The organism is Saccharospirillum salsuginis, from assembly GCF_014651855.1.
Lineage (GTDB): Bacteria > Pseudomonadota > Gammaproteobacteria > Pseudomonadales > Natronospirillaceae > Saccharospirillum > Saccharospirillum salsuginis.
Genome location: NZ_BMXR01000003.1, coordinates 228,509 through 243,320, shown reverse-complemented (window position 1 = coordinate 243,320; position 14,812 = coordinate 228,509). Strand labels below are relative to the sequence as shown.

The 14,812-nt window shown below is 57.4% G+C and carries 11 protein-coding genes; 4 read left to right on the top strand and 7 right to left on the bottom strand.

The genetic code is table 11. The annotated features are described in order from the left end of the window. Positions 1-43 precede the first annotated feature (43 nt). The gene (locus IE111_RS07320; RefSeq protein ID WP_189607896.1) at positions 44-1,012 is read right to left on the bottom strand and encodes an IS30 family transposase; all 969 of its coding nucleotides are present in this window, start codon (positions 1,010-1,012) and stop codon (positions 44-46) included. Between the two features lie 294 nt (positions 1,013-1,306). Between IE111_RS07320 and IE111_RS07315 the strand changes: the two genes are divergently transcribed. Further along, positions 1,307-2,266 carry an IS110 family RNA-guided transposase gene (locus IE111_RS07315; protein ID WP_189607895.1) on the top strand — a complete coding sequence of 320 codons (960 nt, stop codon included), beginning with the start codon at positions 1,307-1,309 and terminating at the stop codon, positions 2,264-2,266. A 57-nt stretch (positions 2,267-2,323) separates the two neighbouring features. Here the strand turns inward: IE111_RS07315 and IE111_RS07310 are convergent, their stop codons facing one another. Beyond that, entirely contained in the window at positions 2,324-3,697 is a 1,374-nt protein-coding gene (locus tag IE111_RS07310) for an RNA/DNA-binding domain-containing protein (RefSeq protein ID WP_189607894.1), read from the bottom strand. Between the two features lie 940 nt (positions 3,698-4,637). On the opposite strand from IE111_RS07310, the gene IE111_RS07305 reads away from it, so the two are divergent. Further along, positions 4,638-5,114: a hypothetical protein gene (locus IE111_RS07305; protein ID WP_189607893.1), complete on the top strand. Its 477-nt coding sequence runs from the start codon at positions 4,638-4,640 to the stop codon at positions 5,112-5,114. Positions 5,115-5,195: 81 nt separating this feature from the next. Here the strand turns inward: IE111_RS07305 and IE111_RS07300 are convergent, their stop codons facing one another. The 5 genes from IE111_RS07300 to IE111_RS07280 all read right to left on the bottom strand — a co-directional run bounded on the left by IE111_RS07300 (position 5,196) and on the right by IE111_RS07280 (position 12,091). After that, positions 5,196-6,857: a glycoside hydrolase family 13 protein gene (locus tag IE111_RS07300; RefSeq protein ID WP_189607892.1), complete on the bottom strand. Its 1,662-nt coding sequence runs from the start codon at positions 6,855-6,857 to the stop codon at positions 5,196-5,198. A 164-nt stretch (positions 6,858-7,021) separates the two neighbouring features. Then, positions 7,022-8,656 carry a glycoside hydrolase family 13 protein gene (locus tag IE111_RS07295; protein WP_189607891.1) on the bottom strand — a complete coding sequence of 545 codons (1,635 nt, stop codon included), beginning with the start codon at positions 8,654-8,656 and terminating at the stop codon, positions 7,022-7,024. 306 nt (positions 8,657-8,962) lie between these two features. Next, complete coding sequence (locus IE111_RS07290) at positions 8,963-9,814, bottom strand: carbohydrate ABC transporter permease (protein WP_189607890.1); 852 nt, start codon at positions 9,812-9,814, stop codon at positions 8,963-8,965. Further along, complete coding sequence (locus IE111_RS07285) at positions 9,814-10,800, bottom strand: carbohydrate ABC transporter permease (protein WP_189607889.1); 987 nt, start codon at positions 10,798-10,800, stop codon at positions 9,814-9,816. Before IE111_RS07285 ends, IE111_RS07290 begins: the two co-directional genes overlap by 1 nt. Before the next feature lie 7 nt (positions 10,801-10,807). Beyond that, positions 10,808-12,091, bottom strand: coding sequence for an ABC transporter substrate-binding protein (locus tag IE111_RS07280; protein WP_189607888.1), 1,284 nt, complete (start codon positions 12,089-12,091; stop codon positions 10,808-10,810). 324 nt (positions 12,092-12,415) lie between these two features. Here IE111_RS07280 and IE111_RS07275 point away from each other — a divergent pair, with 324 nt between their 5' ends. Together IE111_RS07275 and IE111_RS07270 are read left to right on the top strand one after the other, a co-directional pair. Further along, positions 12,416-13,408 carry a LysR family transcriptional regulator gene (locus IE111_RS07275; protein WP_189607887.1) on the top strand — a complete coding sequence of 331 codons (993 nt, stop codon included), beginning with the start codon at positions 12,416-12,418 and terminating at the stop codon, positions 13,406-13,408. A 187-nt stretch (positions 13,409-13,595) separates the two neighbouring features. Further along, complete coding sequence (locus IE111_RS07270) at positions 13,596-14,753, top strand: family 16 glycosylhydrolase (RefSeq protein WP_229805275.1); 1,158 nt, start codon at positions 13,596-13,598, stop codon at positions 14,751-14,753. Positions 14,754-14,812 lie beyond the last annotated feature (59 nt).

The window sequence follows — 14,812 nt, the reverse complement described above, 5'->3', positions numbered from 1 at the left end:
AGCCGTTTGTATGACGCGGTTTCAAGTAATAAGTGCAATCCATTCATGCGGCAAGCAAATCTACCTGCCGCCCCAAAAATAGTTCGTTCGGCGACTTCCCGCCTCGTGTAACTCTTGGTCTTGAGTTCAACCTGTCCATGACAAATTGGATCTCTTCATCGGTCACTTTGTTGAAGTCAGTTCCCTTGGGAAAGTATTGGCGAATTAGTCCGTTTGTATTCTCATTGATTCCGCGTTCCCAGGAAGCGTATGGATGTGCGAAATAGATGTCTGCTTTTAGGCCTGCCGCGATGGCTTCATGTTCGGCAAACTCCAGGCCATTGTCCAAGGTTATGGTCTTTACCTTGTCCCGATACGATGCCAGGTTTTCGATAGCCGCATCTGCCAGTGCATCGGCACGCTTGCCTGGAAGCTTCGCTATCACAGTGTACAGTGTTCTCCGCTCGACCAACGTTAGAAGCGCACCTTGACGGCCTTTGCCTATTACCGTATCGCCTTCCCAGTCACCGATTCGGTTGCCCCTTTCAACAATCGCAGGACGGTCATCAATGCTTACGCGGTTCTTGAGCTTGCCACGGCGATCATAATGGCCGTAGCGCTTTCGATAAGGCTTTGACGCCACTCTCAGGTGTGTGTAGAGGTCCCCTCCATTGGCCTTGTCTGCGAGTATGATCTGGTAGATCGTCTCATGATGCAGTGACACCCCTATATGCCTTTCCAGATAGTCTGCGATCTGCTGTGGACTCAGATCCTGACGAATTAGCCGTTCAATCATATCGTGGATGCTCTCCGTGACCTTGAACGCCTTGTAAGCCTCGTGACGGCGTTTATCGGTAAGTTCCTGGGCTTGCTTGGGTCTGTAACCACGCAGCCCTCGGTTCCTTTTCAGTTCTCGACTGACAGTAGAGGCACTTCTACCCAACACATCTGCAATGTCTTTTTGTGAATGCCCGGCTTTCATAAGCGCGTAAATTTGGTATCGTTCGTTCTTGGTCAGCTGGTGGTAACTCATAAGTGCTTTTTCTCTTGGCGGAGGAAAGCGCCGAGTCTACCAGCTGACCTCCCTCTCTATCCAATTGCACTTATTATACGAAACCGCGTGATCAAAATCCTTCGATTTGAGGGATTTCAGTAAAACGATATAGTGGAGCCCAACCTGTCCCACCAGGTTTCAGTTCAGTAGCTCGGTGCAGCACAGGCTCAGACATGGTCTAGACCGTTAACAAGCGTGAGCGCTGAACTGATCTTCTTCGTTAACTCGAACAGTCGAAGGGGCTCCTAAGCCCGAATGTAGCAAGGGTGAGATATGAACTCAATTCCCAATCGTTACAGCAAGAAAACACAGCGCCACGTCGGTATCGATGTGGGTAAATCCACTTTCGATGTCCACATCTATGAGCTCGACGTTCACTGGCAATCAGCCAATGATGAGTCGGGTATTAAAAAGTTAGTTTCTAAACTCAATCGCTATAAACTGACTCGGGTCCTTGTTGAGGCTACCGGTGGTTATGAACGAGCCCTCGTTGAAGCCTGTGCTGAGCAAGAACTGCCTGTCATCGTGGTACAGCCGGTCCAGGTTCGTCAATTCGCCCGAGCCCAGGGTGTTCTGGCAAAGACCGACAAGATCGATGCCCGGATCATTGCTGAATTTGGGGTTGTCATGCAGCCCGAGCTACGGCCTATCAGCAGCAAAAAAGTCAGGTATGTCAGGGACTTACTGTCTCGAAAGCGGCAATTGAATGAAATCCGTACTCAAGAGCTCAATCGCCAGCACAAAGCCCCCAAGGCTCTCGTTGCTACGCACAGGCGCTTCCTGAAGACGATCGACAAAGAGATCGAGTGGGTCAACGAACGGCTTCAGAAAGCCGTTGCCAGCGTTACAGAGTGGCGCCGTACCCATGACATCCTACGTTCGGTGCCCGGTATTGGTGACGGTGTTGCTTTTACCCTGCTGGGTGAACTCCCCGAGCTGGGGCGTCTCACCAATCGTCAGATCGCGGCTCTTTGTGGGTTAGCACCCTTCAATCGAGACAGCGGTCAACTTAAAGGTAAGCGTCGAATCCGAGGTGGTAGAGCCCCCATACGAACGGTCTTATACATGGCCATGATGTGTGCCATTCAGCACAACCCAGTCATGAACCGGTTCTTCAACAAATTGGTCGCTCAGGGCAAACACAAAAAAGTCGCCCTGACCGCATGTATGCGAAAAATGATGACGATCCTGAACACCATGGTGAAGAACGATAGCGAGTGGTGTATCAGCTAGGCGTTACAAAATTTGGGGCAGATTAGGTTGACTTGGGGTCACAGTCGCTTGTTAACTTTAGACCTTTCTCCATGCCGCTTTAAACTGAGAGCGACCTGGAACGGGTTCTATCATTTCTCTTTTTTGGAGTCGTTTGAAGACAGCTTTCATCGAGTTCTCTGACCTAACTCCGCACAAGGCACGAGCTTCCCTATTAGTTATTTCTGGATTTTTGCCTAAGAACTCCATCACAATCTCTTCTGGGGAAGCCAGTTTTTGGTGTGGAATCGTGACCAAAATAGAGCTTTGCTGCTCCACTATTATGGGGTCATGTAACCGCAATTTCCTCATTGCATCGAACGCAGTATTCAATCCCTCTCCGACGTCTTTGTTTGGTGGGTTCGGGAATTTATTTATCAGCCTGACCAGCTGTTGATTTCTAGCGAATTGCGAATGTAAGACATTATCTCTTGTTATATGTCCAGCAAATCTTCCGGGGCTTTCTATTTCAATTCGATTGTCGAAAATTCTAACCTGAACATCGGTAGCGATACTATAATCACGATGCAATACTGCATTTGTTATTATTTCGTGAAGTGTTTCAGCTGGGTATTGAACATCCATTAAGCTTGCTTCTCCAAGCTTTTTAATTTCCTCAACCAATTCTTGAGTCTTTGCTACCGCATCATAAACTAGCTTGTATGCCCATCCTTCTATTGTTATCGGATCAAATGCCAAGTGATCTCTGCTTGGTTCATTTTCAATTGTCTTATACCTAAATATCTTGATCGCTGTTCTTTTTGGAAGAAGTGCTTGGGGCTCTTCCGAAAAAAGCAGCACTCCACAAACTGTTGGGCTATCGTCAATTATTAGTTGCTGTTTACGAAGCCAAGGTTCAGGCTCAGCAATGGGCACGACACCCATGAGAAAGTCCAGAGTAACTGAAGAGTTCTCGATTACATCAAGACTGGCTTTGACCTTATATGTTTCGTAAGAGGAAATTCCTTTATCAAGGCGTAACTTTTCATATGCCTCGTCTGTATCTATGGGTAGCTTTTGTGCTCCTTTGCGAACATAAGCAATCCCATCAGTAGACTTTGTGATAGCAGCATTCCGTAGAACCTCAATTTTCAGGACCAGGCCTGACTCCCCCTGACACTCCAAGAACGTTGTCGATATAAAATCTGCGAGAGGCGCAATCTGATTCAACATTTGCAGCACGCTGTTCGCTTCTTCTACATCCGAGAATCCATCCCAAGTGCGTTCTTTAGTTGCCCCATTCTGTGATTCACGTACTCCGACAAAGATTTCTCCGCCCGCTGCATTCGCAAATGCAGAGATTGATTGGCTCAGTTTTGAGGGCGCAATTTCCTTTGCCTTAAGGTCACTGAAATGATCCTCCTCTACGGAAAGGACTTTATCCCGCTCTTCCTTACTGATTGATACCCTCATAGACCTCTACCTTTTGAAAGTTAACGCTATTTTTCATCGTCGCCTGCGCCCCTTATTCCGACACATTTACCCTTCAACCTTAGCACGCTGCCACAGCGAGACCCAGCTAACAAAGCACTTTCAGCCCAATTCGATGAAGCAGAAAGCCAGATATCAAATCCGGAAAAACCGTCTCATACGACGACTATCCCCGAGATCAGAGTCCTCCCCGACGCATATCTCGGGTTTTTTTTCGGGATATGCGTCACCCATGAGATAAGGTGTAGAAGTTTTTGTGACTGAGTGCAAGGTTTTGAACGCGAGCTGTTTCAAACGTGTCCGCTTTAGCGAGTGGATTTACCTTGGAGGTACCTTAAAGACACCCTCTCCCTACCCCTCTCCCGCAAGCGGGACAGGGAGCCAATAGCCGGCAAAAATTCATTGATTTTTACAGTGTTTCATGCGTGAATTGACGGGTGCGTTTTGCGCACGGAGCGCTTAGTAAAAGTAAGCACGAAACACAGAGAGAAGGTCGCACTATCGATATAGTTTGATCGTTATTAAATAGGCGCTACCTCCGGGTGCTGGCACACCCGAAGGCAGCTTGCCATCACAACCTGAACAGGAGGTCATAATGGCTACGTGCAATAGTACGCCAGAATCCCGCTCGTCCCAAAATAATTCCCTTTTTGTCCTGTCCCATCCCGTACGTCGTCGGGGTGATTTCTATTCGTTGAGTGATCTGCATGAGGCTGCCGGGGGTGACCCGGGGTTTCACCCTGAGCGGTTTTTGGAGTCGCCGGTGGCGGAGGCTTGGATGGCGGATTTGGAGGGTCGCGCACGGTGTGCGCTCGTACGGGAGGAGGATATTGGCGGTCGCGCACGGTGTGCGTTCGTACGGGAGGAGGATACTGGTGGTCGCGCACGGCGTGTGCTCCTACAGGATGAGGGTGGGCGGCCGGTGGGGTCGGTTTCGGTGTTTGGGCGGCGGGAGTTGGTTCAGGCTTATGCGCTCTGGATTGGCGATGGCTTCGCTTTGGCGGTGTTGCGGGCTTTGGGTGAGCCTTCCCGGCCCGCGGGGTTGGATTCGGCGCCGCATACCCGGTATGAGCTGGGGTATGTACGCGATTTGCGGTGGGATGAGGATCGGCCGGGGGATATCGCTTGGTGGGAGTTCGACGGGCAGGATGAGCTGACGGCGGAGGAAGCCGCGGGGCGTGGGCGGGATTTCTTTGAGCAGACGCGGCGTTTGGCCCGGGTGAACCCCGGGGATGCGGAGATGGCGTTGAAGTACAGTCTGCTGCGGTTGATGGATGGGAGTTTTCCCGGTCGCGGGTTTCGTTATTGTGAGATGGTGTTTTGTGAGTGGTTGAGTCGGGCGGCGGTTGTGGGGATGGCATCCAGCGGTAGTGAGGAGCTGTCATTGGAGAAGGGTTAGGAGAGCGCTTTTGGCGCTCTACCCTCACCGACGTGTCGGACCACCCAGCCCTCTCCCGCAAGCGGGAGAGGGAGTAATGCGTTACAACCGGTAGACCCGTGCTTCGAACGGGCGCAGGCGGCCCATTCGGGTTGGGGTGTGGTCGGCAACCAGGTAGTTGGCCAGTAGCAGGTTGTGGCGTCGCAGTTCGTCGTCGAGGTCGCTGAAGTCGGCGACTTGGTCTGTGAGGTTGCACAGCACCAGGAAGCGGTCGTGGCCATCGGTTCTGCGGTAGGCGTAGAGGCTCGGGTGGTCGTCCAGCACCAGGTCGTAGCGGCCGTACACCAGGCCCGGTTCTTCCCGCCGTAACCGGATCAGCGCTTTGTAGTGGTTCAGTACCGAGTCCGGGTCGTCCTTCTGGGTGTCCGCGTTCAGGTGTGTGTGGTTCGGGTTGATCGCCAGCCAGGGTGTGCCTGTGGTGAAGCCGGCGTTGGCGTCGGCGGTCCACTGCATCGGGGTGCGCGAATGGTCGCGGGCGCTATCCTGAATGTGGGCCAGGATGTCGGCGTCGGTCCATCCCTCGCGGCGTTTCTGTGCGGCCAGGTTTTTGACCGCGACGTCGTCGAACTGGTCGAGGTGGCTGAACGGGTAGTTGGTCATGCCCAATTCCTGGCCCTGGTAGATGAAGGGTGTGCCCTGCATCAGGAAGTAGAGCGTGGCGATGGCTGTGGCGCTTTCACGCCAATAGCATTCCGGGTCGCCCCAGGTGGAGACGATGCGCGGGATGTCGTGGTTCTCGACGAACAGGGCGTTCCAGCCCCGGCCGTCCAATCCTTGCTGCCAGCGGGTCAGCGTCTTTTTCAGTTCCGGCAGGTTCAGGCCATGTTCGGTATCCGAGCCCCAGAGTTTGAGCTGTTCGAACTGGAACAGCATGTTGAACTTGCCCTGTTCTTCGCCGACCCAGTTCAGCGCATCGATGACGCCGACGCCGTTGGCTTCGCCGACGGTCATGATGTCGTAATGCGCGAAGGTGCTTTCGCACAGGTCGGCGATGTAATCCTGAATGCCGTCGGCGTTGAGGTGCATCGGTGTCGAGGGCACCGTCTCCCGACCGTCCGGGTTGGGCATGTCCGGCAGGCCCGGCGTTTTCTTCAGGTGGGTGATGGCGTCGATGCGAAACCCGTCGACGCCTTTGTCGAGCCACCAGCGGATCATGTCGTACACGGCCGCGCGCATGTCGTGGTTGTCCCAGTTCAGGTCCGGCTGTTTGCGGGAGAACAGGTGCAGGTAATATTCGTCGGTGGTGTCGTCGTGGCACCAGACGGATTCGCTGAAGATGCTTTCCCAGTTGTTCGGTGGGCCGTTCTTTTTACCTTCGCGCCAGAAGTACCAGTCCCGTTTCGGGTTGTCTTTCGACGAGCGGGATTCCTGGAACCAGGGGTGTTCGTCGCTGGTATGGTTGATCACCAGGTCAAGCAGGATGCGCAGGCCGCGCTGATGCGCCTCGAAGAGCAACCGGTCGAAGTCTTCCATCGTGCCGAAGTCGTCGAGGATGCCTTGATAGTCGCTGATGTCGTAGCCGTTGTCGTCGTTCGGTGACGGGAAGATGGGGCTCAACCAGAGTACGTCGACGCCGAGGTCTTTGAGGTAATCGAGTTTGGCGATGATGCCCGACAAATCGCCGATGCCGTCGCCGTTGCTGTCCATGAAGCTGCGTGGGTAGATTTGGTAGACCACGGCTTCTTTCCACCAGGTTTTTTGCATTGGGGTTTCCGGGGGTTGAGTGTTGGTAGTGTGTAGGGCAGAAGAGCGAAGCGATATCTGCCAAGTGGGCGAAGCCCACCCGTGCCACCGATACAAGCGGCGGCCAAATAAGTGGGCTTCGCCCACGCGGCAGATGTCGCCTCCGGCTCTTCTGCCCTACGGGGTTATAGGCGCATCATGAAGGATTCATAGGGTGCCAGGACTAGGTTTCGTGATAATTCCATTCGTTCTGTTCCGTTGTGGATCCAGCATTCTCCGCTTTGGTCTTGCAGTGTTTCCGGGAGTTCGGTGCGGGCTTCTTGTGCGGAAAAGTTGTTGAAGACGGCTACGGTTTCATCGCCTTGGCGACGTAGGTAGGCGAACACCTGTGGGTGGTCGTTGAGGATTAATTCGAAGTCGCCGTGCACCAGGATGTCGTGGGTTTTCCGCAGGTCGATCAGTTGTTTGTAGTGCTCGAATATCGAGTCTTCACTGACGCGGTCGGCGGCTACGTTGATCTCGGGGTAATTGGGGTTCAGTTTGAGCCAGGGTTGCCCTTGGGTGAAACCGGCGTTCTCGGTGTCGTCCCACTGCATCGGGGTGCGGGCGTTGTCGCGGCTGTGGGTGTGGATGGCGCTCATCAGGTCGGCTTCGGTGTAGCCGGCGTCGCGTTTTTCCCGGTAGAGGTTGTGCGTTTCGATGTCGTCGTAATCGTCGATGCTGTCGAAGTGCACGTTGGTCATGCCGATTTCCTCGCCCTGGTAGATGTAGGGCGTGCCCTGCATGCCGTGAAGTGCGGTGGCGAGCATCTTGGCGGATTTGACGCGGTATTCGCCGTCATCGCCGTAGATGGAGACGGAACGCGCCAGGTCGTGGTTGTTCCAGAACAATGAATTCCAGCCCTCGCCGGCCAGCTCGTTCTGCCATTTGGCGAACACCTGCTTCAGTTCTATCAGGTCGAACGGACGCGGCCGCCACTTGCCTTCCACCGGGTCGTGCGTCAGTTGGATGTGTTCGAACTGGAACACCATGGAAAGTTCGTGGCGGTCCGGATGGGAATACAGCTTGGCGATCTCGGGGGTGGCGCCCCAGGTTTCGCCTACGGTCAATACATCGCGGCCGGCCAGGGTTTCACGGTGCATTTCCTGCAGGAACGGATGCAAGTCCGGCCCGTTGGCGGTGATCTTGTTGTCCGGGTCCTTGCCGATCAGGTCGATCACGTCCATGCGGAAACCGGCGATGCCCCGGTCGAGCCAGCGGTTCATCATGTCGTATACGGCCTGGCGCACTTTGGGGTTCTGCCAGTTCAGGTCGGGTTGTTTTTTGCTGAACAGGTGCAGGTAATATTCGCCGGTTGTCTCGTCGAATTCCCAGGCGGAACCGCCGAAGACCGAACCCATGTCGTTCGGGGGTGAGCCGTCCGCGTTCGGCTTGCGCCAGATGTAAAAATCACGGTAGGGGCTGTCTTTCGACTGGCGTGCGCTTTCGAACCAGGGGTGCTCGTCCGAGCTGTGATTGACGACCAGGTCGAGCAGGATTTTGATGCCGCGTTGTTTGGCTTCCGCGATCAAACGGTCCATGTCGTCGAGGGTGCCGAACTCGGGGGCGATGTCCTCATAGTCGGAGATGTCGTAGCCGTTGTCGTCCATCGGCGATGTGCACACCGGCGACAGCCAGATGACATCGATGCCCAGCTCGGCCAGGTAATCGAGCTTGTCGATGATGCCCGGCAGATCGCCGATGCCATCGCCGTTGCTGTCCATGAAACTGCGTGGATAGATTTGGTAGACGACGGCGTTGTGCCACCAGGGGTTTGTCATTTGATTACCTATTAAACGTTGAGTTGGGTTTGTAGGTGTAGGGCGGAATGGTACGTCTGGTCCGGCACCCCGGCATCGGAGCCGTAGGCGTTATCCGCCGGGTGGGCGTAGCCCACTTGTTTGCCTATGGTATAGCCAGTGCCACGGCACTAACGGCAGATAACGCTGTCGCCCGACGTGTCGGACCACTTCTGCCCTACCTTGAAGTGAAGCCCACTTATGTGGCGATGGTGTGACCATTGCCACGGTACGAACGGCAGATGTCGCCTAGGGCTCTTCTGCCCTACGGGGTTTGTGCCGAAGTTGTCATCCTTTTACCGCTCCGCTGGTCAGGCCGCTTACGATTCTTCTTTGGAAGATCAGCACCAGTACGATGATCGGTAGCGTGGCCAGTACCGAGCTGGCCATGATGTTGGCCCAGGGTAGTTCAAATCTCGACGCACCCTGCAGCATGCTGATGGCGACGGGGACGGTTCGGTTCTCCGGCGAGATGACGAAGGTCAGGGCGAACATGAATTCGTTCCAGGCGCCGATGAAGGCGAGCAGGCCGGTGGTGATCATGGCCGGGGCCAGCAGCGGGGCGTAGATGCGGGTGATGGTGACCCAGAGCGAGGCGCCGTCCATGATGCCGGCTTCTTCCAGGTCGCCGGGCAGCGAGCGCATGAAGGTGGTCAGCACCCAGACGGTGAACGGCAACGAGAACGTCAGGTACGACAGGATCAGCGCGCCCAAGTTGTCGTACAGGCCGAACAGGCGGATCAGTTCGAACATGCCGGACAGCACGGCCACCTGCGGGAACATCGAGAAGCACAGGATGGTCAGCAACAGGGTGCCCTTGCCGCGAAACTGGATCCGCGCCAGCGCGAACGAGGCGGTGATCGAGACCAGCAGGCAGCCTCCGACGGTCAGGGTGGCCACGGCAAAGGAGTTGAACAGGCTGCGGGCGATGCCGGTGTCGCTCAACACGGATACGTAATTACTCCAGTCGAACACTTCCGGCAGATAGGACGGCGTGAACAAATCCTGGCCGCTGCGCAACGAGGTCAGAAAGGCGTAGTAGAACGGGAAGACGCTGACGACGAAAACGACCACGGCGGCGAGGTAGAGGCCGGTGCGGCCGAGCAGTTTGTGCCAGCGGGGCGCGGGGGTGAATGACATCAGTGGTGCCCTCCGGTTTCATTCAGTTTGACACGGCCGATGAACAGGTAGCTGACCGCCACGCCGGCGACGAGCATGAACACCAGTACCGAGGCCGCCGAACCGCCGCCCATGTCCTGGTATTCGACCAACAGTTGGCGCGAATAGCCGGAAATGGAAATGGTCGCCTCGCTGTTGGAAGTCAGTACGTAGATCAGGTCGAACACGCGCAGGGCGTCGAGCGTGCGGAAGATCAGCGCGACGATCATCGCCGGCTTGATCAACGGCAGGGTGATGCGCCAGAACCGCTGCCAGGCGGAGGCGCCTTCGAGCCGGGCGGACTCATACAGGTCCTCGGGGATCATCTGCAGGGCGGCCAGCAGCATCAGCGCCATGAAGGGCGTGGTTTTCCACACTTCGGCGATGATCACGGCCCACATCGACAACTCCGGGACGGCGACCCAGGCCAGCGGCTCCTCGATGAAGCCCAGCTTGGCGAGCAGGTCGTTCACCACGCCGTACTGGTCGTGGAACATCCAGCCCCACATCTTGGCCGAGACGATGGTCGGAATCGCCCAGGGAATCAGCATGGCGGTGCGCAGGATGGTGCGGCCGGCGAATTTCTGGTGCAGCAACAACGCCACCAGCATGCCCAGCACCAGCTCCATCGACACCGTGGTGGCGCTGAACAACAGGGTGTTGGTCACGGCGCGCCACCACAGCGGGTCGGCGAGTACGCCGAAGGCGAAATCGCCCCCCATGTCGAGGTAGTTCGACAGGCCGATGAAGGCTGCCTCCCCGGGCGCGTTCAGCGACGCGTCGGTGAGGCTGTAATAAAAAGTCCGCAGCAGCGGCCAGGCGGCCACGGAAAAGAGCAAAATCAAAGCGGGCGCGACCAACAACCAGGCGCTGCGGGCGCGCCGCTGCATCAGGCTGAGGTCCCGGTGGTTGAAGAACCGGGCCGCGAGGCCGCGGCTCCGGGTTTGGGTCTCGGTCGCAAGTGTCATCGCGGGCTTACCAGGCGTTGCGCTTGATGCGGGCGAGGCGCCGTTCCAGGTCGGCCACCGCCTTTTCACCGCTCATTTCGCCGTTCAGGACGGCAAAGGCGGCGTTGTAGAAGGCGTTGGAGACCCGGGCGTAGTTGTCGCCAGTGGGCGAGGCCGGACGAGCGATGGCCGCTTCGAAGACGGAGAGCAGCTCGCTCATGTACGGTGCCTTGTCGAGGATGCGCGGGTCGTCGTAGACGTCCTTGCGCGCCGGGGAGACGCCGGTCATCAGGAAGCGCTGGGTCTGGGTCTCGGCGTCCGCCAGGATACGGACCAGGGCTTTAGCCGCGTCCGGGTGGTCGGTGTAGCGGCTGACCGCCCACTGCCAGCCACCGAGGGCGGCGGCGTGCTGCCCGTCGCCCGAGGCTTTCGGTAGCGGCACGATGCCGACCTTGCCTTTGACCGGGCTGCCTTCATCCTGCGCCAGCAGGTAGGCGTAGGGCCAGTTGCGCATGAACAGGGCATCGCCGTTCTGGAAGACCGCGCGTGATTCTTCCTCCTGATAGCCCATCACCCCGCGCGGCGCGATGTCACCGATCCAGCCGGCGGCCATGTCCAGCCCTTCGGCGGCGCCGGCGTTGTTGATGGTGATCTCGCCGTCGGCGTTCACCAGGGTTCCGCCGTTGTGGGACGACACCCATTCCAGGGCGTTGCAGGTCAGCCCTTCGTACGCCTTGCCCTGAAACACCAGGCCCCAGAAGTTGTCGTGCCCGGCCTCGCGCTCGGCGGCCTGGATCTTCCGTGCGATGCGTTCCATCTCGGCCCAGGTTTGCGGGGGCTGCTCGTTGTATTGGTCCAACAGGTCGGTGCGGTAGAACAACAGGCCGGTGTCGATCAAACCGGGCACGGCTTTCAGTTCGCCGTCGATGACGTTGTTCTGCCAGGCGCCGGGGAAGAAATGGGGTTCGAGATCGCCCAGGCCGTCGGACAGGTCCAGCATGTGCGGCGCCAGAATACCGGGCCAGACAACGTCCGCCTGAAAGACGTCGACCACACCACTCTGGCCGCTGGCGAAGATCTGCTGAAACAGGCCGAGTTTTTCGGAGGAAGAGTTGGGCAACTCGACGAATTCGAGGTCGTGACCGGTAGCCTCGGTGAAGCGCTGTTCGACGTAGTCGCAAAAGGCGCGGTCGTTGCCGGTCGCGCCGCATTCCATTTTCAGGGTTGCGGCCTGAGCGGTCTGAATAGTGCCAACACCCAGGGCGGCGGACGCGGCCAGGGCAAAGGCGGTTGTCAGATGAATCGGTTTCATGTCGGTTTCCTGTGCACTTGTATTTGTTTTGGTTTTTTGGAAATCGCGGCCGAGGCAACGTCGGGTAATGCGGGGAGCCCGGTGACTCGGCAAGGCACAGATTAAGAAAGCGGGATGCAGAAATATAATGCTTTATTCGTGCGTCAATATAGATAGGATCTATGGGGTAGACAGGTAGGGCAGAAGAGCCTTAGGCGACATCTGCCGTTTTTACCCTGGCTATGGCTGGTCCACTGGCAAATGGGTGGGCTGCGCCCACTTGGCAGATGTCGCCTGGGACTCTTCTGCCCTACGAAAATCCTCCACCACTCCCTTGGAGTTGTTATGGAAAAATCCCTACGCCAATTCCTGATGGTCGCTGAGATGCGCAGCCTGAGCCATGCGGCGAAGCGGTTGTTCATCAGCCAGCCGACGCTGACGCACAACATGAAGAAGCTGGAGGAGTCGCTCGGGGTGGAGTTGTTCGTGCGCTCACCCAAGGGTATGAGTCTGACGGCCTATGGCGAGGCTCTGCTGGAGCAGGCGCGCATCATGCGTCGGGTACACGAGAATACCCTGAGCAAGCTGGAGCAGATGCGCACCCGCCAGGAGCGGGGGCTGAAGGTGGGGGTGGGGTTCGCCTGGTGGCAGTTGTTTTTTCGGGATCTGTTTCGCGAGTACCGCGCCCAACATCCGGGCGCGCCGGCGCACATCGACATCGCCAACCATCTGCGCTCGATGGATCAGTTGTTGAGCGGTGACATCGATCTGTTCATCGGCCACAAGATCGTGGGGCTGAGCCCGCGGTCCGGTGCGGTGTTCATGCCCTTGTTCCGGATCTATGACAAATGCTTTGTCCGGCCCGGCCATCCGTTACTGGGCCGGCCCTGTTCGCTGGATGCTCTGCTCGACTATCCGCATGTGGACGTCACGCCGGACGAGTCCCGTTATCGTCGACAGGTGATCGAAGATACCCAGTTGAAAGAAGCGGACCGCAACGTCTATCACCTGGCCGAGCGGGTGGTCTGGTCGAGCAATTCCATGAGCGCGAGTCTCGACATCATGCTGGAGAGCGATGCGGTCATGACCTACACCGGTACCCTGGCGAACTACCTGGCGCAATTCGGCATCTGTGAGTTGGATATTATCGAACCCCAGGGGCCCTTCACAGTTGGTCTCTATACCCTGGGCGATCGTGTGGGGGACGAGATGGTCAATACACTGGTACGCCTCATCGGCGCCTACCTGCCCGGTATCGCCGATCAGGTGGACATGATCGCACCGATGCGAGACGGCCAATTGGCGAGCGTGGAATGGATCGAACCCGGGGCGCACTGATGCCGGCGTCGAATCATAATGCACCGGCGACGATCCATCCGATCCGACTGTCCCATCCTCTTTCAGACCTGACGAAAACTCCTCGAACCTTGTATCGATTGACGGGCTTGTCTAGCCTGAAGATGAAAGCGCTTTCACTATCCTGATATCAATGCCTACTGGGCGAACAACAATAAGACAGGTACTTATGATGCGAAGCAAAACCCTTGGCGCTGCGATCGCCACCCTTGGCCTGGCCGCTTCCACAACGGCCTTCGCGGCCAATTATGAACTGGTCTGGTCGGATGAATTCAACGGCTCCTCGCTGGACGAATCGCTCTGGTCCTACCAGATCGGCGACGGCTGCGACATCGGCTTGTGCGGCTGGGGCAACAACGAACGCCAGTACTATCAGGCCGACAACGTCACTGTGGCGAACGGACTGCTCACCATCGAAGCTCGGGAAGAGCGCAACAAAGGGTCCGCCTACACCTCGGGCCGCATCCGGTCCATTTTCAAAGGCGACTTCACCTACGGTCGCATCGAAGCGCGCATGAAACTGCCCGCGGGCCAGGGCATCTGGCCGGCGTTCTGGATGCTGCCGACCGACGAGGCCTACGGCGGCTGGGCGGCCAGCGGCGAGATCGACATCATGGAAGCGGTGAACCTGGGCGGCACCGGCGGTAACGACGTGCACGGCACCCTGCATTACGGCGGCTCTTGGCCGGACAACGTCTACAGCGGTCAGGTCTACACGCCATCGACTTCGGTCACGGACAACTTCCACACCTACGCCGTTGAGTGGGAGCCGGGCGAGATCCGCTGGTATGTGGACGGCCTGCTGTATCAGACCCAGACCGAGTGGTATTCGGACAATGGCGCCTACCCGGCTCCGTTCGACCAGGATTTCCACCTTCTGTTGAACGTCGCCGTGGGCGGCGACTGGCCGGGCGACCCCGACAGTACGACGGTTTTCCCGACGGCCATGCAGGTGGACTATGTCCGGGTGTATCAGGATCCGGCGATCAGCGGCGACACGGGCGGTGAAACGGCGACTTCGACCCAGGTGTCGGCCCTGTCAGCCAACACCCGCCGTGTGAAAGGGTCTGAAGCCGCCGAGGTGACCGTTGTGGTCACGGACGATCTGGGACAGCCGGTCGAAAACGCGACCGTTACCGGTAGTCTGACCGGTAGCTATAACGAAACCGTCAGCGGTACCACCGATGCCAGTGGCTATGTGGTGCTGCAGTCGACTTCGGCGATCAAGGGCACCGTCGCTTACGAGTTCTGCGTCGGCGATATCAGCCATGGTTCGCTGACCTACGACGCCAGCGCCAACGCGGCGACCTGCGTCGCCTACCCCTGACCGCGAGCGGTCGGTTCAGCCCGGGCCTTGCCCCGGGCAAACCCTCCACCCGAAACGCG

Excerpts from the sequence above, each read along its gene's own strand:
- IE111_RS07320 (WP_189607896.1), bottom strand. The coding sequence starts at position 1,012 with ATGAGTTACCACCAGCTGACCAAGAACGAACGATACCAAATTTACGCG.
- IE111_RS07315 (WP_189607895.1), top strand. The coding sequence starts at position 1,307 with ATGAACTCAATTCCCAATCGTTACAGCAAGAAAACACAGCGCCACGTC.
- IE111_RS07310 (WP_189607894.1), bottom strand. The coding sequence starts at position 3,697 with ATGAGGGTATCAATCAGTAAGGAAGAGCGGGATAAAGTCCTTTCCGTA.
- IE111_RS07300 (WP_189607892.1), bottom strand. The coding sequence starts at position 6,857 with ATGCAAAAAACCTGGTGGAAAGAAGCCGTGGTCTACCAAATCTACCCA.
- IE111_RS07295 (WP_189607891.1), bottom strand. The coding sequence starts at position 8,656 with ATGACAAACCCCTGGTGGCACAACGCCGTCGTCTACCAAATCTATCCA.
- IE111_RS07290 (WP_189607890.1), bottom strand. The coding sequence starts at position 9,814 with ATGTCATTCACCCCCGCGCCCCGCTGGCACAAACTGCTCGGCCGCACC.
- IE111_RS07285 (WP_189607889.1), bottom strand. The coding sequence starts at position 10,800 with ATGACACTTGCGACCGAGACCCAAACCCGGAGCCGCGGCCTCGCGGCC.
- IE111_RS07280 (WP_189607888.1), bottom strand. The coding sequence starts at position 12,091 with ATGAAACCGATTCATCTGACAACCGCCTTTGCCCTGGCCGCGTCCGCC.
- IE111_RS07275 (WP_189607887.1), top strand. The coding sequence starts at position 12,416 with ATGGAAAAATCCCTACGCCAATTCCTGATGGTCGCTGAGATGCGCAGC.
- IE111_RS07270 (WP_229805275.1), top strand. The coding sequence starts at position 13,596 with ATGATGCGAAGCAAAACCCTTGGCGCTGCGATCGCCACCCTTGGCCTG.